Raw genomic sequence first — 23,735 nt, 5'->3', positions numbered from 1 at the left:
GATAGTCATTATGGAGATTGCTTTGCAATCTCCATAATGACTATCATAAAATTTTATGGAGTAATGGCAATGAATCCATTTGGTGGCATCGTCCAAAAAGCATTTTATCTAGGTCTAGGCTTGGCGACTGTCGCAGGTGAAAAGGCTGGTGAGACTCTCGGTGAACTTCGCACACAGGCTAGTAAATTAGCTGACGACCTAGTTGAACGTGGCGAGATGACAACCGAAGAAGCGAAAAAGTTTGTAGATGACCTAGTCCGTAACTCTCAAAAGCCGATTGGGGAGAGTGCTCCAAATCCTAGCAGCAAAGATGCCCCACGCACAATCTCAATTGATGATGAGGAAGATGGTGATTCTAATCAAACTGTAAGCGATGTGGATTCTCTCAAAAGCAAAGTTCAAGCCTTACAAGATGAACTCAAAAGGTTACAGAAATAAAATCTCATTTTTTTAGCCTAGAAACAAACAAATTGCTATGTATAAAAATTTAACTTCGCCGATCGCATTTTCATTGCTACTGTTGGTTTCTTTACCGAGTACATCCATGCTAATTCTTGAGAGCAAAAGTGCAGCATGGGCGCAATCAGTAGCAACAATTCAAGATCAGAAATCTCTGGCAGATAACTTACTCAAGCAAGCGAAGCAAAATCTTGAGGTTAGTCAAAATCTGGAAGCCTTTAAAGCCTATCAAAAGGCTTTAAAGATTTATCGGCAGGTGGGAGATCTTCAGGGGGAAGCTGAGTCTCTGAATGGAATGAGCACGGCTTACTATAATCAGGATGCATTGGAAATAGGTTTGTATAGGTATAAGCCTGTTTATTTTGAGGGTTTTGGTTTTACAGAGAGAGAAAACCATTTCAAGCAAGCTCTAGCGATCGCTAAAAAAATTGGTAATCCAAAACTAGAAGCTGAAGCTTTAATTGGATTAGGTCGTCATGTTGATAGAACGAGTTTTTATGATCGAGCAATAAAATATTACGAGCAAGCTTTAGCGATCGCTAAAAAAATTGGCGATCTTCCATTAGAAGGTAGAGTTCTTAAATATCTTGGTGTTACTCATAGTAACGGATCGTATTTTCAAAAAGTCTTAGACTTATATCAGCAATCTTTAGTGATCGCTAAAAAAACTAGCGATCATCAATTAGAAGCATCTGTATTAAAGGAACTCTGTAGTTTGTATCATAAAGATGACTCAAGTTATATCGATAAACTATCTCTGAGCAAGATAGAAATGTGGCAAAAATCGATTAACTACTGTCAAAAATCTTTAGATGTTTTCTCTCAGATTAAGGATGTCCCAAATACAATTAAGCTTTTACATTTTTTGTCTAGCAGCTATGAAGATGTAATTAGTAAAGAGCAAGTAATCAAATACTATCAACAAACATTATTGATCGCACAACAAACTAATGATCGCGATTTACAAAAGGGAACAATCGCTAGTTTAGGTAATACCTATCATGAATTGGGACAATATCAAAAAGCAATTGATTTTTATTTTCAAGCTTTAAAATTTGAGTCGCCAGTTTTAGAGACAGCTATCCATTCAGAAAATCTCGGACTATATTATTTGTTTAAAGATATTGCTCGATCCTATGGCGAATTAAAGCAGTATCCACTAGCAATTGATTACTATACCCGCTCTTTAGCCATTGCAAAACTATACAATAAGAATAATAGAGATAATGTTAAATCTGTTTCCTTTACTGAAGAAGATGTACTTTGGAGCTTAGGTGATGCCTACTATGATAGTAAGAATTATCAGAAGGCAATTGATAACTATCAAGAAAGTCTTTCTATTTATGGAAAAATTAAGCGTGATCGAAGGAGTGCAGGAGCGATTCTCTGGAATCTAGGAAATTCTTACTTCGCGCTAGATAATTATCAACAGGCGATCGCTAGCTATCAAGAAAGTCTATCTATCTTTAAAGAATTTAAAAATTTTGCAAGTCAAGCTAGTTTATTATCTAATCTAGGTAATTCTTTTTTTGCAATTAAGCAATATCAAAAAGCAATCGATGCTTATCAGCAAGCTTTGACGATTAAAAAGAATTTAGATGATCGTCAAGATGTACCAGAATTAATACAAAATCTGCTTGACGCAAAGGAAGCTTTAATGAACCAAAAAACTTAGAAGCAATTCATGAATTGCTTCTAAGAAACCATTTAAGAATTGTCTAGATCCACCCAGCCGCCTTTATAAAGGCGTTAATATACTTGACACACCAAGCTTAAAATTTTAGTCTTTTTTCGTTTTTACTTGTCCTCTGGGAAATCTTCTGGTTTTAATTCAAGTTTTAAATCCAACTGATGATATCCCTGCCTTCTTGCTACAACTTTGTTGAAGTTTTTTATAAATTCATCCCATGTGTCAGATGCTTCCATGAGTGTAATAACGGAATCTAATTGGGATTTTAAATGAGGCTCTCCAATATCACTCGTTAAACTTTGATGCAATCTTGCGGTATAGTTGCCACTTTCACTTTTAGGAGTCTTTTTCTTCAGCTCATCTACAACTCCTTTTGGAAGCTGATCATAAATCAGCTTAGTTGTCCATGTGCCAACAACTCCTGGTCGTTTTTTTATACCTGATACGGTAAAATCCCATCCTCTCAATCGAAATATTTCTTTGTAGTAAGTATCTTTAAAGGTATGGCTCCATGGTCTTAACTCTTCAACAACGTAGATATTGATCAACCTTTGAAGTTCATCTTTCTCCCTGTCGTATTGATAGCCTGTAGCTTCATCAATAAGAGCTATCAAACCTAGTTTCGCAAATCCCATTACAAGGACTTCACATTGATCGGCTATTATTTGCTGCCTAGAAGAAAGCTCAATAGTTCTTCGTGCTTCTAGAAAAGCATCACAAATATCAATAAGGATCGTAGCTTCAAAACCATTGATTTTTTGATTACCTTTATAGCAATCAATCGGGCTGAAGTGGTCTACCTTTTTATCCTTATATATAAAGGGTTCTAGCGTTTTTTGATTCAAATATCGGTCTAAATCTGGCCCCCGACGTTTTCTTGTTTTCTGGTGTCTCATCAACCATTTTCAAGGCTGATTGCATCCCTCTACCAGACAAAACCCGTTTACCATCTTCAAGGACATAGCAAGGAATTGAAAAATCACCTAGCTTTATTTCACCTTCATGCGTAATTTTGTTTTTCATTAGATTTACCGCTAAAAAAAATATTTTGATAATTTTAGCAATAATTTAGGATTTTTCTATGTAAACTTATTGTATTTAATACCACTATCGTATATAATTAATTATATTAAACGAGGGGTTAAAAGAATTAAATGAGCGAATTACCACAAACATTACAAGAAGCAGTTTTATACTTTGCAGATCCAGAGAAAGCTTTTGAAACTGTTGTTAATCTTCGTTGGTCTGATGGTGTTACTTGCCCCCATTGCGGCTCTAAGGAAGTTGGATATACTTGTACTCGTAAAATCTGGAAGTGCAAAAACAAAGAATGTCGCAAGCAGTTCTCTATTAAGACTGGTACTGTTATGGAAGATAGCCCTTTAGGGCTTGATAAGTGGTTAATCGCTATCTGGATGATCGCTAATTGTAAGAATGGTGTTAGCTCCTATGAAATCCATAGAGCGATCGGTATTACTCAAAAAACAGCTTGGTTTCTACTGTCAAGAATTAGATTAGCGATGCAAAATGGTAGTTTTGAAAAGATGTCTGGTGCTGTAGAAATTGATGAAACCTATGTAGGCGGTAAAGCTAGATTTATGCACAGAGCTAAACGCGCTAAGCTTGGAGGTCGTGGTACTTCTGGCAAAACTATCGTTTTAGGTGTTTTAGATAGAACTACTCGCAAGGTAAAAGCTAAAGTTATCTCTAGCACCAAAAGAGAAGTATTAACAGAAGAAGTTAAGGAAGTTGTAGAAACAGGCTCTACCGTCTATACAGATGCTCATTCTGGCTATGATTTGCTAACTGATGAGCAATACATCCATATGATTATTGACCACGCTAAAGCTTATGTAGATGGTCATATTTCTACCAATGGAATTGAGAACTTTTGGAGCTTGCTGAAACGTGCTTTAAAGGGTACTTACATCAGCGTAGAACCTTTTCACTTATTCCGCTATTTAGATGAGCAATGCTTTCGCTTTAACTATCGCAAAGCTAATGATGGCGAAAGATTTGTTTTTGCTGCTAGCTCTTTGAGTGGTAAAAGACTCACTTATAAAAACTTGACTGGTAAAAACGACTAAGAATTTATGCCTTAGTTGGTTTTGCGCTTAACTACTCTTATTGCCTTTGCTTGGACTTCTGGCTTTGGTACTGCTAGTAATTTTTTGGCAAAATCAGCAAATTTGTTAAATTCAGATAATGGCTTATCTAAGTTTTTATCTTGGTTATCCATATCCTTCCCTGCCTTTTGTAGGTGTATCTAAAAGTAAATATTCTATAACCCATCTATAATAATTAGCTACTCAAACAACTTTTGCTTTTTTAGCTAATTTTCTTGCGGTATCTGTGGCGGTTTTAAGATCTTGTTGTATTCCTATAATACTTAAATGAGTTTTAGAATCTCGAATTACATCAAGACCTAAAGCACGAATATCTTTTACTTGAATTTCAATAAATCCATAAGTAGTGAAATTAGAAGGCTTTTCAGGAGATATCAAAACAGAAAGTTTTAGTTCTGGAGGGTCTCTGCTAAGACGCAACTCGAAAGCTGCATAGGTAACATCATTTGTTTCAGGATCTATCCATCCTTTCTTTCTAGCAATTGCACGATAAACTTTTTCCTCATCTGATAATGGGGGAAATTCTTGGTTAATCACATTATTGATATAAAAATTGCAAAACTGTAACTAATACTTGAATTGAAGGATTGATCCAAAGATTACTTTTTTTGTCTGATAAATCTCCAATATATAAGGATATATTTTCATTTTCTGTTGAAGGGATAAATACTATAACTTCATTTTCTGTTTTGCGATTTTTCCATATTAGATCAATACCACCAGTACTCGCCAAATTAGCAAATCCTAATGGGAAATTGGATTTCATATATTTTTCTATTTCCTGTAGAAGCTCTAGGCTTTTTTGCCATGCAAAGTGAGTTGGACGAGTAGCACCCCAGTCGTCTTCATTATCTTCACAGCTTGTATCATCAATATCAAGAAGACGCTGTTTAGTTATTTGATAACTACTATTTATATTAGAGGAGTTACTAACAACACTAGGCATACTTACAGCCACAAACAATTTAATGGATTTACCACTATTATAAGAAGGTTTTGCGTTAGTCGGCAGATAAGATATGTTTTTTTGATTAGCAGATAAAATAGTATTCATATTATTTATTGTCCAATAATTTAAATTTAACTCTTACTGGCATTACAACTCTTCCCAATTCTTGCTCTTTTAATCTGTAAATAACTTCAAAGTTATACTCAGAAATATCTAATGAAGTAGTCAAAAGTAAATTCCCTAGATTAAGGTTTAGAAAAGTAGAAGACTCTATACTTTTTATTAGAATATCAACCTGCATAGATACGGACGGCAATCCAGTTTGCAATAATTCAATATTTAATTTTTCATTAATTTCATCGTCTGAACAATCTACTTTTTCAAATAAAGCAGCTACATAAACTTGTCCTAAAGACGCAATAATCTTTTGGTTGTCATTTTCTAGCTTAATTTGGGAAACTTGCTCCACATTTAATGCTGGAATAATATCAATTAAAGATACTTCTTCTGTATCTTTATCTATAATTACCCTGCGGCAGAATGTACCCCAAGAGAACTTGATTTGTAAATTATTATCCATATATATTTCTAGATTTAAATCTCCTTAATTAATAATTTAAATACAATATCTTATAACACAACAACGATCCTAGTAATCACCCGATACGCCTAACCCTCAGAAGAGCGCGATCGCCTAGCGTATTCCTTACGCTGGACATTGCGCTCTTCTCTATTTTCCTCCTCATAGCGTTGTTTGGCTAGTCTTGCAGCATCACTAGCATTAGTCTTAGCGATCGCCTCAGCTGTCAATTTTGACTTGTTATAACAGGATTTACACATACCTTTTGAGTAAGCTACGCGATCGGTGTGAGGGCAAGCGCTAGCAAAAGCCTTTTCTTTCTTTGGACGTGCCATAGCTACCTCTCTACCTCACGCTTACCAATACCTAGATCTAGCAAGGTTTCTTGAACGTCTTGCCAATTAGAACCACAGTAGTGATATTTTTTGTCGCGCAAGTTAGCCAGATAGTAGCCAGACTTACCGCCGTGCAAGCGAAACAGTTCAACTACGACTTTTGAAGCAGTTAGCCTAAACCGATGAAATAAGTCGTCTACTGTCTTTGGAGTAGGACAATTGCGTGAATTATAAAAAACTTCAGATTCATCAAATTTAAAATACCAAGTTATTCCTTGCCTCTCTACTACTAAATAATGTAGAGGGTGAACAATACTTTGCATTAAGATATACTCCTATTAAGCTACAAAGGAAGAAACCCCTAGTTGCTAGCTAGGGGCGGTAAATTGAGTTAGTTAGAGGTTAGTCTTCAGATTCGGATTCTTCATCTTCATCTAGGGCTTCTAGAACCTCTTCGGTATAAGCGACGCTCTTGCCAGCTTCGCTACTTTTGACCCAAACATCGGCATCTAGGTATTCAAATTCGACTTCAGGGTTATATTCCTTTTGTCCATTCCCGTTACCTTTGCCGTTGTTTTTGGATTCATTCATTTAATCACCTCCTTTTGTATTTATTTTGTAAGGCGTTTTCCTTACCTCTCTAATATATACGATAGTGGTATTAAATGCAATAGGGAATTAAAAAATAATTTCTAATTACGAGAAATATCTAAAATTTTAAGCTTGGTGTGTCAAGTATATTAACGCCTTTATAAAGGGGTGATTTCTTAGATTTTTTGACTTCAGAACGTAATTCTTAAATGGTTTCTAAGTTCTGAAGTGTAATCCCTAAACTATTTTGACGACATGTCCAGAGATTGCAAAAGTTGTGCTTCTGAGAAGTTAGTTGTCAATGAGGCAGGAAAACGAGGGGATGCGATCGCTTGCACATAAGCATTATTGAGATAAGCCCCAAATTCAGGGCGGTTATTGAGATGAGTTTGAAAAAAAGCTAGGCTTAACGCTTTTGTATAGGGATGTGTAAATTCGGGCTTTTCACCTAATATGGTTGCTGGAACTACCAATACTCCGCGATCGCTTCTTTCTAAAAAAGAGAAATGCGTTCCTTTAGGAAAAGTTACTAGATACTTATGGGGACTAGTTGACCATACAAAAGGGAAAAACTGTTCAGGAACAGCAGGCGTAAATAAGTCATCTCCACTAGCAAAAATCGCTACAGGAATCTTGATATTTTGAATTCCTTCTTTACCCAGTAGCGTACTGCCACCGAGCGGATTGAGAGCTAATATTGCTTTCACTCGGCGATCTCTAAGATTAATATTATTTACATCTAATGAACTAAAGCGGCATTGGAGAATCTTAGACACATTAAAAGAAGAGACATTGGGTTCGGGAATACTGCATTCTTTATTGATTTGATTGAAATTAAGTTGAGCACCTCCCAAAGTCAAAACAGTATAGCCACCGAGTGAGTGCCCTATTAAGCCTACTTGCTCTGGGTTGAAGCGATCGCGCCATTGGGGATCAGTTTTAACCTTTTGCGCCAATGCATCTAGTAAATATTTCACATCATAGGGGCGTTGCACTGCTTCTTCAGTCTGGGGCGCTTTGCTGAAGCCAGATAGGAACGCCGCAAAGTCGCGACTACCTGTTTTGGGATGCTCTAATGCGGCTACAGCAAATCCATGAGAAGCAAGGTGCTGCGATAAATATTGCAAAGTATCAGGATTAGAAGCCAATCCATGGGAAATCACAATTAGCGGTGCTGGAGTTGCTAATCCTTGGGGTATATATACATCAGCCGATATTTTGACATTGCGATCGCGTTGCAAATAGGTAAATTGCTCTTTTGTCCATTTTACATCCCCCGCAACCCGTAGCTCTTTTTGAGGGTTTACTAGAGCTTTATTCTCGTTCTGATTCTGAGATTCAGACATTGCTTGTTTTTCGATGGCGGCGATCGCTTGTTCTTTTTTGTAGAGCAATTGTGAGACTTCTGCATAAGCCTGAAGTCCGCGAGATAAGTCTAAATAGATAACTGGGACGGGATATCGTCGCAATAGATTAAGAATGCTGAGCCCTTCCTCACTTTGTGCAGAAAGAATCAACGAAGCTCGCAATGCCGAGAACCCATTTAGCTCAGGAGTCATCTGCAAAATCTTACCTAAGCGCCGTAATAAAATCTCGCCAATGGGAGAATAGGAAAATTGCGCTGCTGTAGTATGGCTGAGGCTATAGCGGGTTGTTAGAGCTTCACGAAGTTGAGTTTGTTGTTGAGGTGATAATCTTTCTAGATAGAACTCTAAACGCTTGGTTAGTTTCCCCTCTTTCGCAAATTTTTCTAAATCACTAACATAGATTGTAAATTCACCAAAAGGGGCATACCAAAAGCGAATTTGTTCAGCACTATGCACTGGTACTGGATTAGCAAAAATATTGCCAATGGCGATCACAATTCCAAAACCTAGGGATGCAATCACCGCTCTGCGATCAATCAACTTTAGTCGTAGTCTCCCCATAACAATCCAGTAAATATTAATTTTACAAAATTATCTGGCACTTAAGAATAGGCGGCGCGAAGCGCCGCTTATCCCTAGAACAGCAATTCTCATTATGAAACCAATTTTGGCTCTGGAAATGCATTTTTTTTGAAAGTCCGCCTACGGCGGACTTTCAAAAAAAATGATTTTTATAATGAGAATTGCTGCCTTGGCAATACTGAATTATGTAATATGTGCGATGATGCTATAATAGCAATCGCAAAAAATTTGTATTTGACCAAATTAGCTAACTTGCCGATGTAGCACAGGGGTAGTGCAGCTGATTCGTAATCAGCAGGCCGTGAGTTCAAATCTCATCATCGGCTTAATAAAAAACAAGAGAGAGTGCCTTGCACTCTCTCTTGTTTTTTAAAATGGAATATCGTCATAATCAGGTGCATCGGCTGCGGGTGCTGATACAGGCACATATGTTGACATTGGGACAACGTTTGCAGCGGGAGTAGGATTATTGGCAATTCTTTCTGTGCGTGCAGGAGCAGAAGCATTGTTAGCTGTACTACCACCAACTCCAAAACTGTGGACACGCTGAGCAATTAGTTCTGTACGCTTTTCTTTGTAAGTACCGCGATCAACTGTATCTAGACGCAACCGACCTTCTACGACAACTTGATCACCCTTATGATATTTCTCAACCATCTCATCGGCTAAACTATTCCAGCCAACAACTTTGATCCGATAAGGAGAGTCTTCAGCACGTCCACCTGCAAACTGAACCAGAAATGAAGCGATCGAGCTTTGATTGTCAGGAGTGCGGCGTAGCTCAGGATCGGTCAGGACTTCAGCCATTAGGACAATAGAATTCATAGGTTTGTATCAAAAGCTTACGGCTTATTTTTATTAATCATCATAATATCGCGATCGCAAAGGATCGTAAATTAAATAAAAGCCAAAACTGTGGTGAAGAGCAAAGCTCTTCACCACAGTTTTGGCTTTTCAATTGCACAAATTATTTAGTTAGCACTCGCTATCCCCTTCCTAGTTTAAGAAATAGCCAGTGAAGCCCAATAGTTAATGGTGCGGCGCTCCGCGCCGCACCATTAACTATTGGGCGGGAAAGGAAGTAAGCAATCATCCAAAATTCTGATCTAAAACTACCAAAAAGCTAGGTATGTTATTTCAGGCAAAATCTTGAGTGCAATAGTCTGCATCAACATGTATACTTTTGCTGATTATCAAGCTGCTATGCTGCTATTAGGATTAGTCACGCACATATGCTGACCGTCAATGCAATCATCATCAGTACAATCATTCTCGATGTTGGGATTCAGTCCGTGATTATCGACAGAATATTTCGAGCAAAACAAGGTAATAGACGGCGGGAAGAAGTGGAAGAAGAAAACCTTACTCGCTACGAGTCCAACACATCTAGCGATCAGCCTAAGGGCTGGGAATTTAAAATCTTGCGTACCAGTAGCGGCGGGTTTCGTGGGCGCAAGGTATTGAACAAAGTCTGCACCGAAGAGTCCCAAGCAGGCTGGATTTTATTAGAAAAGCTGGACGATCATCGATTAAGGTTTCGCCGTCCCATAACTGCTCGCGATCGCGACACTAATTGTAAAATCGATCCCTATCGCACCCGTTATGGCATCGCTGAGAGTGTGGAAACTTTGACAACGATCATTGTGTTATTAGCGATCATGAGCGGTGCAGCAGCCTTAGGTTTTACAACATTAAATCGATTTTTTGGAGATTGGCAAACGCACTCTGTGCAGAACGCTCCCCGTTCTGGCGACAATAACACCATGCGTCAGCCACCTAGTCCGATCGCCAAACCTACTACGCCCCCACAATAAACTCATTCAAGATTGGAGGTAGTGTGAAGCGCTTCATCGCATCTTTATAGCTAATGTCACTTGTCTTTGGACTAATCAAAACCCAATTCTTTGATGGCGGCGCGGAGCGCCGCCATCAAAGAATTGGGTTTCATGTCTTATACCAATTCACAAAAGTGTGGCAACACTTCTGTGAATTAAAACCCAAACCCCATAAGGGTTTTAAAAACACAAAATGGCTACGCCATTTTGTGTTTTGGTATTAGTACACTTGGCGACAGCTATAAAATGGGTGATTATGAGGATAAACCTATGAAAGCAATTTTAATGACCGCAGCAGGTGAACCCAATGTGCTGCAACTTGCCGATATCCCAGAACCAACTATTCAATCTCCGACGGAGATTTTGGTACGCCTCAAAGCCGCAGGCATTAATCCCATTGACACAAAACTACGGAGCCGTGGCACATTTCAGCCCGATCGCTTGCCATCGATTCTCGGTTGTGACGGTGCAGGAATCGTAGAAGCGATCGGCTCAGAGGTTACTAAGTTTAAAGTAGGCGATCAGGTTTATTTTTGTAATGGTGGGTTAGGTTTTCATCAAGGTAACTATGCCGAACTAACTACGATAGACGAAAAATTTGCCGCCCATAAGCCCAAATCTCTCAGTTTTGAAGAAGCTGCTGCTGCTCCTCTTGTATTGATTACTGCATGGGAAGCCCTATACGATCGCGGCAATCTACAATCAGCATCACCCAGTCGCAATGTCTTAATTCATGCAGGAGCAGGCGGTGTGGGTCATGTGGCGATTCAGTTAGCAAAACTTAGAAACGCAAAGGTCTGCACGACCGTTGGATCGGAGGCTAAAGGACGATTTGTAAGGGATTTGGGAACAGATTTAGCGATCGCCTATAAGCAAACTAATTTTGTAGAAGCAGCGATCGCGTGGACGAACAGCGAAGGTGTAGATATTGCCTTTGATACTGTCGGGGGGAAACTGATCGAGCAGACTTTTCCTGCCGTCAAAATCTATGGGGATCTTGTCACCATTCTTGAACCACCTACCGATATTAGCTGGAAAGTTGCCCGTACCCGCAACTTGAGATTTAGCTTTGAACTAATGCTCACGCCGATGTTACTCGGAAAGGCTGATCTGCAAATTCAACAAGCCAAAATTCTTAGTGAATGTGCAGATTTATTTGACTCAGGCAAGCTCAAAATCCATGTCAGTGAAGTGTTTCAGCTTGCGGATGCAGCTAAAGCCCATGAATTATTAGAGACAGGATCAATGACCGGGAAAATTGCGATCTCCATCTAAACCCAAAAGACGAGTGGCGGCGCAAAGCGCCGCCACTCGTCTTTTGGGTTTTAGCGAAATGTTGCTAGTTGCAACATTTGTTTTTCGTTGGCGATACTCATCACCTGACGTTTAGGATCGATCGTAATCCAACCCTTTTCTTTAAGTTTTTCTAAAACCTTGGTAGTGTCGTCTGGACTTACCTCTGTGAGATCCGCAATATCTTGAACAGGTATATTGAAAATATCAATCCCTACCTCAGTCTTACTGCCATAAGCCTGAGCCAAACTAGTCAGAATAGTGGCAATCCTCACCGCAGGAACTTGTTGGCGTAACTGGATGCGCTGATTGGTTTTGCGCAACCGTCGCACCATCAACTGCAACATACGGTGATGCAATTGCGGATCTTTAAATAAAAACTGGATAAATTTTTGAGCAGGAACACTCAGAACACGTACTGGTGTAAAAGCAACTACATCAGTAGATCTTGGAGACTCATCCAGAATCGCCATTTCTCCAAAAAAGTCACCATTACCAAGTATTGCAAGGGTTGTTGCATCCTGACTTCTCAAAAATCTAACTTTTAACCAGCCAGAAAGAATGAAATATACAGCATTGCCCCAAGCATCTTCCATTAGCACGGCTCGCCCAGGAGGGTAGTCACGTTCTACTGCTTCAGCGAGGAGCCACTCCAAAGTTTCAACGCTAGCAGCATCGAATAGTGGAAATAGCTCTTTGAAGATATCCGTTTGCATGGGAATTTTTTAAAAAACTTATCTGGTGAGCAAGAATTTTGGCGATCGCAAGAGACAAGGGAGTTTATTAAGCACCCATGACTTCATAACCAGCATCCACATAGATAATTTGCCCAGTTACAGCACTTGACAGATCGCTACCCAAGAAAGTTGCCACATTACCCACATCATCAGGGGTAACTAAGCGACGTAAAGGCGCTGTTTCTTCATAATGGTGCAACATTTTGTGGAAGTCACCGATCGCAGCTGAAGCAAGGGTGCGAATTGGACCTGCAGAGATGGCATTGATCCGAATATTATCGGGTCCCATATCTGAAGCTAGGTAGCGCACATTCATTTCCAATGCGGCCTTAGCGATCCCCATCACATTATAGTTAGGGACAACTTTTGCACCACCGATATAAGTGAGGGTAATCACACTACCACCATCTTTTAATAGAGGTCTTGCGGCACGACATAAATGGATCAGAGAGTAAGCACTCACATCAAGGGCAAGTTGAAAGCCTGAGCGAGATATATCGGTAAAGTTGCCAGATAAATCTTCCTTGTTTGCAAATGCTAGACAATGCACCAAAATATCAATTTTTTCCCACTGCTCAGCAACTGAGGCAAACAGTGAATCTACTTGTGCATCATCCTGAACATTGCAAGGCAACAGAAAGCTCGGTGTCAAGGAATCAGTCAACTCAGCAACTTTACCTTTGTTGCGATCGCGATCGTCTGGTAAATAAGTAATACCAAGCTTAGCGCCAGCCTGATGTAACTTTTGGGCAATACCCCAAGCGATCGAACGATTGTTGGCAATCCCAGTCACAAGAGCAGTTTTCCCGCTCAAATCTAACAAACCCGTCATGTATATTTCCTAACGTGAACGCAGCGTAATTCGTAATTTGTAATTAGAAATAAGCTTACCCTAAAAGCCCATACTCGCGCTTGTAGCGAATGGAGCAAGGGCACGTTGCAGAAAACTAAGTGCAAGGAAAGCAAGCATGGGCGATAAATCCATGCCTCCTAGAGGAGGAATAATCGAACGAAATATATTGAGATAAGGATCGGTAATCTGAGCAAGGGCAGCAAAGGGTTGGTTGTACCAATCAATGTTTGGGAACCAAGTCAGTAAGACCCGAATAAATAGCAAACCCAAATAGATCGTGATAAATGAGCTGACTGTGCCAAGAATAACTGCCATAGTAGTTTGTGAGGTTATAGAACAATTAGAATAATTATAGATGCCACTATTCTACTGAATACAGCAGAAATCAGGATTTTATCATCACTTATCATCAACGGTCATGTCTCGTAATGATTCAACTGATATTTGCTTGCTGCCATTTTTCCCTTCAGCCGAAGCCAATTCTTGACTAACTGAATCGATCGCAGCGTTAAGTTGAGCAATTTTCTTTTCGAGGTTACGACGAGCAAATTCATTAGAGGTTTGAGGTTTATCAATAAGGCGATCAAGATCGGATGGCTGATCGATCAAACCATCTTCAGGCTCACTGAGCTTAATTGCTACCAATGCGCCAACTACGCCGCCCACAGCAGCACCGAAGAGAAAACCTCCCCAAAAATTACCTGAATTATCTGCCATAGATTTGCCCTAACGATCTCATCAACAACATTGACATAATGCTTAAGCGTTACTTACAACAAATTCCGATAGAACTAAACCTATATTCTTTATTTGGATCAAGCAAAGTATGTCTTTCATAAAAAATATAGTAGTTTTTATGTTCGCGATTTGCTGTAAACAGTATGAATTTTTGCACATCATATCATTTTGGTTTACGTTGATGCATAGCGATTCTATAAGCTCCAAAAAAGTTATAGTTGGTGCGAAGCACCAACTATAACTTTTTTGGAGCTTGGAGAACCTCAAAGCGCTGTAATTAACGAAGAGGTTTATGCTGCAATGCAATTGATATTGCACCTTTGCTTTCATCAAATTTGCTCAGGAATTTGGCGAATTTTGCTGGGTCAAATTCTTCAGTATTCACCTTCGCAAATGCTCGATGATTTTGCAAACCTACCTTTAATAAATTACTGCGCTCAGCATTAGCGACCTCGTCTTTAGGATTTTTGGATAACCAACTGGTATAAGCATCGATCGCATCATACCAATATGCTTTCTTCGCATAGATTTTGGCTTTTTCTAAATCATTTTTGGCTGTAGCGATCTCTTTTACAAGCACAGGATCATCATCGTAACGGATGGCAGCGTTAACATCAACCTGCGCTGTACCACCATTACCTTGCCAACGAATTTGCCAACGCTGTACTTTTCCTTTAACTAGCTCAGGCGCATTTTCGGGCAGCGTAAATTTATAGAGTCCCGACTGTTCTCCTTTACCTTCAGCCATAAAGATAGGCTTTGACTCTCTCCCGTTACTATCACGCAAAATGAAAGTTACTTGAAATGGGCTTTTGCCATTATCAATCTGAGGAACTGTCGTTGAGTCAGTTGGCGTAACATCGGGAGGCGCAATATACCAATAAAATGTTGGACGAGATGATAAAGTCTTTCCGCCGTCGTCAGGCACAAGAATCGTCAGTAGAGGTAAGTCTCCCCTAGTTGCACCACCCAAACCTGCGGATTTGGGGAGACCTAAACCATATTGCGCAAAAGTAGAAGGCACAAAGATCGACGAACTAGCAATAGTGGCTATACAGACCGTACTAATGGAGATCGCATTTTTAATGCTGTTTTTAATTCGAGTCTTAGTTGAAGTCATGGTTGTCATCTTCCCAGTGTTCCTAGTTTGTTTTTACTAGCTTCAGCAGAGCACAACTTGGGTTGTGAGAAAGAGTAAAATTTATAGTCTCTGACTTTGTTAGTTTTTTTTAGGCTCTAATGCAATAGATAGGGCACTCTTGCTTTTATCTAATGTAGTCAGAAAGTTTGTGAACCTAGCTGGAACAAATTCCTCAGTTACACGCCCATTCTCATCTTTATTTACATTTATAAAAGCTGGATTATTCGGCAATCCTGCCTTTAATAGATTACTGCGCTCAGCAATAGCTACATTGTCCTTAGGATTTTTGGATATCCAACTAGTGTAAGCATCGATCGCATCATACCAATATGCCTTTTTCGCATAGATTCTTGCTTTTTCTAAATCGTTTTTGGCTGAGGCAATCTCTTCGGCGACTAGAGGATCATCATCGCGACGGATGAGAGCGTTAACATCAACTTGCACTGCACCATTAGTACCTTCCCAACGAATTTGCCAACGCTGAACTTTTCCTTTCTTTAGCTCAGGAGCATTTTCGGGCAGGGTAAACTTATACAGTCCTGCACCTTGGGCTTTACCTTCAGCCTTAAAAATGGATCTTGAAGCTCTTTCATTACCATCACGCAAAAAGAAAGTCACTTTAAATGGGCTTTTCCCATCATCAGCTTGAAGAACCGTTGTTGGGTTAGTTGAGGTAGTTGCGGCAATATCTTGAGGAGCGATATACCAGTAAAATGTCGGACGAGATGCCAAGGTTCTTGCCCCATCACCAGGTACAAGAATCGTAACATGAGGCAAAGAATCGACGCTTCTAGTTGCACCACCCGAACCTGCTGATTTTGGTAGACCTAAGCCATATTGGGCAAAAGCAGAAGGTGCAATGATTGTCGGACTAGCGACAGTGGCTATACAGAGCGTACTAAGGGCGATCGCATTTTTGATACTGTTTTTAATTTGAGTCATAGTTAAAGTCATTGAAATCATCCCAGTTTTTTCTAGTTTGTTGTTACTAGCTTCAGCACAACATCACTTTATCAAAGCCTAAATTTTCTATAGATTTAAGGTCGAGAGTTGGGGATAACAAGTTCCTTAAAATACAAATTTTTTTGTTTTTATATGAACTAACAACCAAATTTTTTGTTGAAAGAGCCCCTCCGTAGCAATTTTAACAAAAAACTTGTGGCTCTCTAGAGCTTAAACAGCTCTTATGTAATAAAACTAAATTTGCAATTGTAAACGCTATCGTTACCGACAATTGCGAATTCAACAATATTATGGGGCAGAAATGGATGAGATCGCCTCAGCCATTTCTTGAGTACCAACAGACTCAATAGTAGTAGGCGCAAAATCATAAAAAATTTTACTTTGAGATGCTAGTTTTGATGTTTTACTTCACCCAGATGAGTGATTGCATTTTATCGATTTTATCTAACAATAAAGGTTATTAAATTACGTGATCGCACAAATGAATCGTTTGTGACAATTAATCATAAGGGGAGTGACTAGAGTTTATTCTTCAGGTTATTGAGACTTGCAAGCAAATTTATACCGCTTTCTTAAGCAAAATTAAAGATAAGTAAAGGTGAATGCAGGGAATAATTAATGCAAAGTTCACATCATGTTAATTATTATCGAGACACTTTAGATTTAACAAGCTTATACGGTTAATTCCAGAAGCCTAAGCATTGGGAACCTCTAGTTTGCTAAACCCGTCCCATGTAATTTAGCAGTCAGTACGATAGTTTCAATATCCTAATTATTGCTCAGAACTTGTGTAAGGAATTCCTACTATGTACTTTGAGTTTGTCAATTCGGGTTTCAGTTTTCCCTATATCTAGATTTTGATGTCTCAACAATTGCCCTAAGCACCTAAACAATTGTAACTATTACTTACTTATTAAATCTAAATAAGTAGTTACATACGTAACTTTATTTGTATTTGATTATATTTAATTTTTAGAACAACATTGTGGCTCCTTAGCTGCTTCTGACATCAAGGCTTTCTGATTTCATTAACAACAATAAATGTAAGTTCTGAATACCATAGGATCCCCCAATCCAATGAGTGTAAATACTTATTCAAACCTTGTCAAATCTTTAGAGAGATAGTGGTAGCCGTCCTTTGACTTTTCTAGTTGATTCGTAATAATATGTAACTCTAGACGCAAGATAAAAAAAGGTTAATCCTGTATTATACAAATCAACTTTGGAGCAAATGACGTATTAGTACATCAACTTTATAAAACTTAAAGATTGCGATTTTAATATACTGGACTAATAAATTTAATTTTTAAAGTTATGAAGTCCCCTTTGTCTCAGTCTTCTGGTCTTGGAGAAGCACTCTTGAAAAACGCTTAGTTTAAAAAAATGAGGAGCGATATGTCTGAAGAACCATTGATCCAACCCACACCAAAGACAGTGGATAGGCAAGCTAACAAGCAGGTCGGCCTGTCTGCTGACATGGTTCGCACGTACTTGCATGAAATCGGGAAAATCCCCTTACTCAGTAATGAAGAGGAGATTATCTATGGAAAGCAAGTACAACAGATGATGGCGCTGTTTGAAGTACAAGAAAAGATCGCTCAAAATAGCGATCGCCTACCAACTGAGCAAGAATGGGCTGAAGCTGTTGGTCTAGAGCGAGAGATTTTGCTTAGCCTTATTCGCGTAGGCACACGTGCTAAACGCAAAATGATCGAGGCAAACCTCCGCTTAGTAGTATCTGTGGCTAAGAAATATCAAAAAAGAAACTTAGAGCTTCTAGATTTAGTACAGGAAGGAACGCTCGGATTAGAGCGTGCGGTAGACAAGTTTGACCCTACCAAAGGCTTTAAGTTTTCAACTTACGCTTATTGGTGGATTCGTCAGGCGATTACGAGAGCGATCGCTCAACAAGCACGCACTATTCGCTTACCAGTTCACATCACTGAGAAGCTCAACAAAATCAAAAAAGCTCAACGCCAACTCTCTCAGGATCTTGGTCGAGTTGCCACGGTAGCAGAGATTGCCTATGAGCTAAATATCAAGACCGATCAAGTGCGTGAATGTTTGTCGCTATCGCGTCAGCCAATTTCCCTTGATTTACGTATTGGTGATAACCAAGATACTGAACTTGCTGAACTTCTAGAAGATACAGGACGTTCTCCTGATAACTACGTAGAAAGGGAATCTTTGCGAACAGATATCCAGAGCTTACTCAAGGAGCTACCCGAAAAGCAACGTCAAGTGATGATTTTGCGCTATGGACTAGAAGATGGACAGGAAATGTCGTTAGCTAGTATTAGCAAGCGTATGGATCTTAGCCGTGAGCAAGTAAGGCAATTAGAGCGTCAAGCTATGGATTATCTTCGCAAGCGCAAAGCCCGTATGCAAGAATATTTGGCTAGCTAAAACAAATAGGAGGTGCTTTTGCACCTCCTATTTGTTTATATGCAACTCCTCACATAAAAAATCGATTTCACTATTAAAATTGCTGGGGGTATAGCTGCCGCACCCAAAATCTGTACTGCATGTCTAGCGGGCGGTACAGATTTTGGGTTTGTTTTTTGAATTTTGCTGAGTTACTTAAAACCTAAAGAGTGTGAGGCAGCGCGAAGCGCTACCTTACACTCTTTAGGTTTTGATAGAATTGATGTATACACATAGAGAAATTGTTTGGTTAGGAATCTCTAAAAATTTGCAATAATCTAAAGTTAGTTCTTCGATACTTACCCAAGTCACATATCTTTATGCCGCTCAAATCTACAACCCGTCATATTCAGATCTATGCTGCCATTGTTGAGGAGCAGAATGATGAGCTGATCGACAGTGAAAATACTTTGACTATAGATGTTGATCCTGACAATGAACTGAACTGGACAGATGGTGCTTTGCAAAAGGTTTATCGCAAGTTCGATGAGCTGGTAGCAGACTACAAAGGAGCTGATTTGACAGATTACAACTTGCGTCGCATTGGTTCAGATTTAGAGCATTTTGTGCGATCGCTATTGCAGCAAGGCGAAGTTACCTACAACCTCAATCATCGATCGCTTAACTACAGTATGGGACTACCCCAGATTGTTAATACCGAAGCCAAATAGAGACATAGACAACGCTGCGCGTTGTGTATTCTTGTTATAAAATTTAGCAATATTTTAAAAATTATGTCTGAAACCACTGCACCAACTTCTGAAGAGCCAAAGGCTAAACCTGCCGCAAAGCCCAAAGCCGAAAAGCCACCTGCGATCGAAGAGTTACCCTTTGACGAATTTATTAACAAGCATTATCTACCCGCCCTAACCAAAGCCTTTGGCAAGCAAGGCGTTGATGATTTGCAATTAGAGTTTGGCAACTCGCAAGTGCGTGGGATCTGGGCGCAAGGTTCACGCCAGTTTACAGTTTATTTTTCTAAATCTGATCTCAATGCTCAGAAGGCTTTTTCCTGTGCTGATGCTGGGCGATCGCCTAGTACGATTGAGCCATTTTTGATCGATGAGCGCAAAGCACCTCTCGACTTACTCGTATTCGGTGTAATTCAACGGTTAAATGCCCAGAAGTGGCTAACAGCAAACTAAATAAAAAAGGGCGCGTTGCGCCCTTTTTTATTTAGCAACCACAACTTGTTGACCATTTTTAATCTCAATTTTCATGCCCAGCTTATCTAGCTCTTGAGCAACAATTTGGACAGTTTTTTTGTCTGTAGCATTTTGCAAAACTAGTGACCAAGCGCCAACTTGAGCCTTAGTCAGATCCCGAGCTTCTTCGAGCCATTGTGCCGATTGGCGAGATAATTCGGCAGATACTTTCGGGTCTTCAACAAGTGTTTTTCCTGACAAACTCGCTTTATCAGCCCATTCAGCAGATCTCAAATAGGACTCCCTAGCACCTTTAGCATCCCCTAAAAACAATAGTTGATCGGTTGCTTTATATCTCCAAACCGTATATGCAAGTGGTTGTTGATCAGGATTTAAAAAATTTAGACCCTTATTATAGATTTCAATTGCTTTACTAGGAACTCCTGCAAACAGGGAAACACTAGCAGACATATATATGTAACTACGAGTAAATCTGGGATCACGCTCAATAATGTTGTCAAAATAAAGCGGACTGAGGCTATATCCAGTTTGAAAGTCATTTCTGGCAATATCATCACCAAAATATTGCAAAAATTGTAAAAAAGCAAAGTTGGCAATCATATTGTTAAAGCCAAATCCGCGTGGCGGTAATTGCCGAATTAGCTTAAGACGAGCCTCTTCGTCTCTAACTGCTTTACGAGTTTCTTCTTGAGTTTGCCCACTTAATCTTTGATTGAGCTTGGGCAACTGTAAACTGAGGGTGATCGCTCCCAAAATCGCGATCGCCCCCAAATTAATGGCAAGGTTTCGGAACCGCATCTGACTTAATTGCCTTCAGAAATAAATGTATCTTTGCTAAGACTATCAATCAGTTTATTGCTTGGTGAGCCATCGGCAGGGCTAATCGTGTAAAAGTTTTGTGCTCTGATGATCGCATTTCGAGTTTCACCACTCAATACACCATCGACTTTACCAGTGTAGAAACCTCTCTGAGCCAGTAATCTCTGCAATTCTGAGACTTGTGTGTTGGCAGTTGCGGCTGGAGTCGTGGGCTGTGCTACTGGTGCGGTTGTGGGCTGGACTGCTGGAGTTGTCGGTTTAGGAGTAGGAGTTGATTGGAGCGTTGGTTGAGGTGTGACTGCGGCTTGCGGTTGCGGTGCAGGTGTTACCTGTGATTTTGGTTCAACCCGAATAGCTGGTGTAACATTAGCTGGCGCTGGCGTGGTATTAGCGGCAGCAATTGGTTGTTTTGGAGCACCTGCTTCTAGCGCGGCAATCGTTCTTGCTCCCGCCACACCATCCGCAGTTAAACCATAGGCTTTTTGTGCAGCAATGATTGCTTCCCTAGTACGTGTACCTAAAAATCCTGTAATCGGCCCATTATAAAATCCGCGATCAGTTAGCAAATTTTGTAAGTTGGCTACTCCACCGTCAATAGCTGGAATCACAGTATTCGCAGCTTGATTACTTGTGGTTGGCTTAGGGGATGCTGCCGATGGTTTTGCATCGGTTTGCAACGCAGCTATGGTTTGAGCGCCTGCAATGCCATCGACTGTTAAGCCGTAGTTTTTCTGAGCAGCAGCGATCGCGGCATTAGTCTGAGCTCCCTTGACTCCATCAATCGCACCATTGTAAAAACCGCGTTTGGCTAGTAACTGTTGCAATGCAGCAACATCCTTGTCACTGGTCTTTGCCGCGACGGTTGCAGATGTAGTTGTAGGATTTTTGGCGGCAATAGTGACGGGACTAGCTCCCGATTCCAGAGCCGCAAGGGTTTGACTACCTGCAATACCATCAGTGACTAAGCCATAGTTTTTTTGAGCCGCGATGATCGCATTACGAGTCTGTGATCCCATGATGCCATCCACCGCACCATTGTAAAAACCGCGCTTGCTTAGCAACTCTTGTAGGCTGGAAACCTGTTCACTTTTGGTGCTAGTTGTAGAGCTGCTAGTTGCTGTGGATGCTTTAGCTCCATCCGACTCTAGAGCTGCCAAAGTCTGTGGCCCTGCAACACCATCGGTAGTGAGGTTATAAGCTTTTTGAGCCGCGATGATTGCTGAGCGAGTCTGCGATCCCATGATGCCATCAACAGCACCGTTGTAAAAGCCACGATCTGCAAGTAGTTTCTGGAGATTCATCACAGTTGATGAAGCACTACTCGTAGTTTCGCTGACATTAACTTTGGTATCAACGACATCGACTTTTGTAGCACTTTCATCTACGGATTTGCCATCTTCGAGAGCAGCGATCGTGCGACTACCAACAATTCCGTCGGGAGTGAGTCCAAAGGCTTTTTGAGCGCGAAGAATAGCATTTTTAGTTGATGCTCCAGCGACACCATCGATCGCCCCGGGATCAAAGCCGTTTTTTGCTAGTAGCGATTGCACATACTTCACATCCGATGATGGGGCTTCGGCGGCTAAAGTATTTAAAGTCGATCCTAACCCAATCAGCAGGGTTGTACCTGTTAAGAGTATGTTTAAGCTGAGTTTGGCGGAATTAGTAGTGAATTTCTTGAACCATGTTTGGAAGGTTTCAGGTATTTCACTAGCGATCGCATCGTCAGCATGGATAAATTCTTCTTGGATATATGCTAAGAGTTCCATAATTAGACCTTGTTGAGATTGAAAATTAAGATTTGCGATTGAGAAAAATTCGGTGGAATTGACGAGATTTGTTCAGCTTTTATTTAGGAAGAATTAGCATTTTTGGCTGCTGGTGCATTTTGACTAGAGGTTGGCACTTGGGTTCCATTACCTAACGGAGTACCGCTAGGACTGCTAGGAATTGGCTGAATAGTTTGATTTGGGCTACTGGAAGGGATTTGAGCAATATTCTGAGCAGGATTTTGCGATTTAAGGGCTGTCAGCAAATCTGATGTCAAATCACCTGTGGCAGTCTGTCCGTAAGCAAGTTGAGCTTTCAAAATACTTGCCTTAGTCTGAATGTTGTATAAACCACTAAGATCTGCATCATAAAAGCCTCGTTCCTTCAGTAATGTTTGGATTGCCAAAACATCTTGTGTTGTCGGCAGTCGGGGCAAAGCAGGCTGAGTGAAGGACAGATTGTTGCCACCAGCCAACAACGATCTCATTGTCAATGGTCCAACGAAGCCATCTTGAGATAGAGCATAGGCTTGTTGTGCTTTCAATATGGCGTTAGTCGTGGTTTGCCCTAGCTGTCCATCAATTTCGCCTTGATAAAATCCCCTTTGTTTCAGAAGCATTTGTAAATTCCCGATCTCGCTTATCACTGGCTGCTGAGAGCTGCTGACTTGAGCATTATTTGATCGCACAATCACAATTGTCTGGTTTGGTGACTGGCTTGATGATGGATTTGGGCGATCGCTCGTAATTGCCCCTGTTGGTTTTCCTGTAGTTTGATTTGGGCGCTGAGATGCTAAGGGCTGCCCCCCTGATGAATTTCGCAACAATGCTAAGGTTTTTTCCCCAGGAATCCCATCGGCAACCAGATTAGCTTGAGTTTTCTGAAAATCAATTACAGCTTGCTTGGTATATCTGCCATAAACCCCATCAATTTCTCCGACCGCAAATCCACGTTGAGCTAGTAAAGTTTGCACCTCTAACATATAGCTGGTATTGCAGAGATATAACTGATTGCACCAAGGCGCAACATTGACCGAAGGCTCTAACATATGAGCAGCGACCGCAGGAGCTAAATTCCAGCTCAACCCACTGAGACTAGTAAAGGCGATCGCTGATAGTAAATAGGCTTGCTGTTTCATTGCAGCAAAATTCCAGTCAAGCTTATTTAACTGATGCTCATCAGCATCAAGCACATCACAAGTAGGCAGATTGCGATCTGTCGCTCCTTGATTGGCTTGTTCATATGCCCATGCATCATATATATATGCTGCAAGTTCCATAATGGCTACCAAATGATTGCGGTCTAACTTATTTTAAA

Annotated in this window: 28 protein-coding genes and 1 tRNA gene; 9 read left to right on the top strand and 20 right to left on the bottom strand. The window is 40.3% G+C overall.

Annotation, left to right across the window (positions count from 1 at the left end; all coding sequences use genetic code 11):
• The first annotated feature begins 36 nt into the window (after positions 1 to 36).
• Entirely contained in the window at positions 37 to 438 is a 402-nt protein-coding gene (locus tag PseudUWO311_RS15150) for a phasin family protein (protein WP_223807596.1), read from the top strand.
• Positions 439 to 475: 37 nt separating this feature from the next.
• A complete protein-coding gene (locus PseudUWO311_RS15145) occupies positions 476 to 2,134 on the top strand; it encodes a tetratricopeptide repeat protein (protein WP_142656083.1) in 1,659 nt (552 codons plus the stop codon).
• Positions 2,135 to 2,256: 122 nt separating this feature from the next.
• Here the strand turns inward: PseudUWO311_RS15145 and PseudUWO311_RS15140 are convergent, their stop codons facing one another.
• Positions 2,257 to 2,994, bottom strand: coding sequence for a P63C domain-containing protein (locus tag PseudUWO311_RS15140; RefSeq protein WP_190303517.1), 738 nt, complete (start codon positions 2,992 to 2,994; stop codon positions 2,257 to 2,259).
• Positions 2,960 to 3,172, bottom strand: coding sequence for a hypothetical protein (locus PseudUWO311_RS24060; RefSeq protein ID WP_190303516.1), 213 nt, complete (start codon positions 3,170 to 3,172; stop codon positions 2,960 to 2,962). Before PseudUWO311_RS24060 ends, PseudUWO311_RS15140 begins: the two co-directional genes overlap by 35 nt.
• 131 nt (positions 3,173 to 3,303) lie before the next feature.
• Between PseudUWO311_RS24060 and PseudUWO311_RS15135 the strand changes: the two genes are divergently transcribed.
• Positions 3,304 to 4,236 (top strand): IS1595 family transposase, encoded by a 933-nt coding sequence (locus PseudUWO311_RS15135; RefSeq protein ID WP_142656081.1) that lies wholly within the window; start codon positions 3,304 to 3,306, stop codon positions 4,234 to 4,236.
• 11 nt (positions 4,237 to 4,247) lie between these two features.
• Here PseudUWO311_RS15135 and PseudUWO311_RS24055 read toward each other — a convergent pair whose 3' ends face one another.
• From PseudUWO311_RS24055 to PseudUWO311_RS15100, 8 genes are all read right to left on the bottom strand, one after another.
• Positions 4,248 to 4,388 carry a hypothetical protein gene (locus PseudUWO311_RS24055; protein ID WP_190303515.1) on the bottom strand — a complete coding sequence of 47 codons (141 nt, stop codon included), beginning with the start codon at positions 4,386 to 4,388 and terminating at the stop codon, positions 4,248 to 4,250.
• A 70-nt stretch (positions 4,389 to 4,458) separates the two neighbouring features.
• Positions 4,459 to 4,812, bottom strand: a complete 354-nt coding sequence (locus tag PseudUWO311_RS15130) for a hypothetical protein (RefSeq protein WP_142656080.1) — start codon at positions 4,810 to 4,812, stop codon at positions 4,459 to 4,461.
• Between the two features lies 1 nt (position 4,813).
• Positions 4,814 to 5,329, bottom strand: coding sequence for a hypothetical protein (locus tag PseudUWO311_RS15125; protein ID WP_142656079.1), 516 nt, complete (start codon positions 5,327 to 5,329; stop codon positions 4,814 to 4,816).
• A gap of 1 nt (position 5,330) precedes the next feature.
• Positions 5,331 to 5,804 (bottom strand): hypothetical protein, encoded by a 474-nt coding sequence (locus PseudUWO311_RS15120; RefSeq protein WP_142656078.1) that lies wholly within the window; start codon positions 5,802 to 5,804, stop codon positions 5,331 to 5,333.
• A gap of 89 nt (positions 5,805 to 5,893) precedes the next feature.
• A complete protein-coding gene (locus PseudUWO311_RS15115; RefSeq protein ID WP_142656077.1) occupies positions 5,894 to 6,139 on the bottom strand; it encodes a hypothetical protein in 246 nt (81 codons plus the stop codon).
• Between the two features lie 2 nt (positions 6,140 to 6,141).
• Entirely contained in the window at positions 6,142 to 6,462 is a 321-nt protein-coding gene (locus PseudUWO311_RS15110) for a hypothetical protein (RefSeq protein ID WP_223807595.1), read from the bottom strand.
• Between the two features lie 79 nt (positions 6,463 to 6,541).
• Entirely contained in the window at positions 6,542 to 6,730 is a 189-nt protein-coding gene (locus PseudUWO311_RS15105; RefSeq protein WP_142656075.1) for a hypothetical protein, read from the bottom strand.
• Positions 6,731 to 6,972: 242 nt separating this feature from the next.
• Positions 6,973 to 8,658 carry an alpha/beta hydrolase gene (locus tag PseudUWO311_RS15100; RefSeq protein WP_142656074.1) on the bottom strand — a complete coding sequence of 562 codons (1,686 nt, stop codon included), beginning with the start codon at positions 8,656 to 8,658 and terminating at the stop codon, positions 6,973 to 6,975.
• A gap of 275 nt (positions 8,659 to 8,933) precedes the next feature.
• Here PseudUWO311_RS15100 and PseudUWO311_RS15095 point away from each other — a divergent pair.
• A tRNA-Thr gene (locus PseudUWO311_RS15095) sits at positions 8,934 to 9,005 on the top strand.
• Positions 9,006 to 9,048: 43 nt separating this feature from the next.
• Here PseudUWO311_RS15095 and PseudUWO311_RS15090 read toward each other — a convergent pair.
• Positions 9,049 to 9,504, bottom strand: a complete 456-nt coding sequence (locus tag PseudUWO311_RS15090; RefSeq protein ID WP_142656073.1) for a single-stranded DNA-binding protein — start codon at positions 9,502 to 9,504, stop codon at positions 9,049 to 9,051.
• A 407-nt stretch (positions 9,505 to 9,911) separates the two neighbouring features.
• Here PseudUWO311_RS15090 and PseudUWO311_RS15085 point away from each other — a divergent pair, with 407 nt between their 5' ends.
• Complete coding sequence (locus PseudUWO311_RS15085) at positions 9,912 to 10,493, top strand: hypothetical protein (protein WP_142656072.1); 582 nt, start codon at positions 9,912 to 9,914, stop codon at positions 10,491 to 10,493.
• 291 nt (positions 10,494 to 10,784) lie between these two features.
• Positions 10,785 to 11,789 (top strand): zinc-dependent alcohol dehydrogenase family protein, encoded by a 1,005-nt coding sequence (locus PseudUWO311_RS15080; protein ID WP_142656071.1) that lies wholly within the window; start codon positions 10,785 to 10,787, stop codon positions 11,787 to 11,789.
• Between the two features lie 50 nt (positions 11,790 to 11,839).
• Here PseudUWO311_RS15080 and PseudUWO311_RS15075 read toward each other — a convergent pair whose 3' ends face one another.
• The 6 genes from PseudUWO311_RS15075 to PseudUWO311_RS15050 form a co-directional block, all read right to left on the bottom strand.
• Positions 11,840 to 12,523 carry a Crp/Fnr family transcriptional regulator gene (locus PseudUWO311_RS15075; RefSeq protein ID WP_142656070.1) on the bottom strand — a complete coding sequence of 228 codons (684 nt, stop codon included), beginning with the start codon at positions 12,521 to 12,523 and terminating at the stop codon, positions 11,840 to 11,842.
• 67 nt (positions 12,524 to 12,590) lie between these two features.
• The gene (fabI, locus tag PseudUWO311_RS15070) at positions 12,591 to 13,367 is read right to left on the bottom strand and encodes an enoyl-ACP reductase FabI (protein WP_142656120.1); all 777 of its coding nucleotides are present in this window, start codon (positions 13,365 to 13,367) and stop codon (positions 12,591 to 12,593) included.
• Positions 13,368 to 13,436: 69 nt separating this feature from the next.
• Entirely contained in the window at positions 13,437 to 13,712 is a 276-nt protein-coding gene (locus tag PseudUWO311_RS15065) for a YggT family protein (protein WP_142656069.1), read from the bottom strand.
• An 84-nt stretch (positions 13,713 to 13,796) separates the two neighbouring features.
• The gene (locus PseudUWO311_RS15060; protein ID WP_190303514.1) at positions 13,797 to 14,114 is read right to left on the bottom strand and encodes a hypothetical protein; all 318 of its coding nucleotides are present in this window, start codon (positions 14,112 to 14,114) and stop codon (positions 13,797 to 13,799) included.
• A 298-nt stretch (positions 14,115 to 14,412) separates the two neighbouring features.
• Complete coding sequence (locus PseudUWO311_RS15055) at positions 14,413 to 15,255, bottom strand: DUF928 domain-containing protein (protein ID WP_190303513.1); 843 nt, start codon at positions 15,253 to 15,255, stop codon at positions 14,413 to 14,415.
• A 99-nt stretch (positions 15,256 to 15,354) separates the two neighbouring features.
• Positions 15,355 to 16,218: a DUF928 domain-containing protein gene (locus PseudUWO311_RS15050; RefSeq protein WP_190303512.1), complete on the bottom strand. Its 864-nt coding sequence runs from the start codon at positions 16,216 to 16,218 to the stop codon at positions 15,355 to 15,357.
• A 1,416-nt stretch (positions 16,219 to 17,634) separates the two neighbouring features.
• Here PseudUWO311_RS15050 and PseudUWO311_RS15045 point away from each other — a divergent pair.
• The 3 genes from PseudUWO311_RS15045 (at position 17,635) to PseudUWO311_RS15035 (ending at position 19,808) form a co-directional block, all read left to right on the top strand.
• Positions 17,635 to 18,645, top strand: a complete 1,011-nt coding sequence (locus tag PseudUWO311_RS15045; RefSeq protein ID WP_142656066.1) for an RNA polymerase sigma factor, RpoD/SigA family — start codon at positions 17,635 to 17,637, stop codon at positions 18,643 to 18,645.
• Positions 18,646 to 18,983: 338 nt separating this feature from the next.
• Positions 18,984 to 19,334: an NAD(P)H-quinone oxidoreductase subunit M gene (locus tag PseudUWO311_RS15040; RefSeq protein ID WP_103667867.1), complete on the top strand. Its 351-nt coding sequence runs from the start codon at positions 18,984 to 18,986 to the stop codon at positions 19,332 to 19,334.
• 63 nt (positions 19,335 to 19,397) lie between these two features.
• Complete coding sequence (locus PseudUWO311_RS15035) at positions 19,398 to 19,808, top strand: DUF2996 domain-containing protein (RefSeq protein WP_142656065.1); 411 nt, start codon at positions 19,398 to 19,400, stop codon at positions 19,806 to 19,808.
• 27 nt (positions 19,809 to 19,835) lie between these two features.
• Here PseudUWO311_RS15035 and PseudUWO311_RS15030 read toward each other — a convergent pair whose 3' ends face one another.
• The 3 genes from PseudUWO311_RS15030 to PseudUWO311_RS15020 all read right to left on the bottom strand — a co-directional run bounded on the left by PseudUWO311_RS15030 (position 19,836) and on the right by PseudUWO311_RS15020 (position 23,697).
• Positions 19,836 to 20,627 carry a hypothetical protein gene (locus PseudUWO311_RS15030; protein WP_142656064.1) on the bottom strand — a complete coding sequence of 264 codons (792 nt, stop codon included), beginning with the start codon at positions 20,625 to 20,627 and terminating at the stop codon, positions 19,836 to 19,838.
• A gap of 5 nt (positions 20,628 to 20,632) precedes the next feature.
• Positions 20,633 to 22,417, bottom strand: a complete 1,785-nt coding sequence (locus PseudUWO311_RS15025; protein ID WP_142656063.1) for a peptidoglycan-binding domain-containing protein — start codon at positions 22,415 to 22,417, stop codon at positions 20,633 to 20,635.
• Between the two features lie 83 nt (positions 22,418 to 22,500).
• Complete coding sequence (locus PseudUWO311_RS15020; RefSeq protein WP_142656062.1) at positions 22,501 to 23,697, bottom strand: peptidoglycan-binding domain-containing protein; 1,197 nt, start codon at positions 23,695 to 23,697, stop codon at positions 22,501 to 22,503.
• Between the last annotated feature and the right edge of the window lie 38 nt (positions 23,698 to 23,735).

The organism is Pseudanabaena sp. UWO311 (genome assembly GCF_006937785.1).
Classification (GTDB): Bacteria; Cyanobacteriota; Cyanobacteriia; order Pseudanabaenales; family Pseudanabaenaceae; genus Pseudanabaena.
This window is presented reverse-complemented; position numbering and strand designations above follow the sequence as displayed.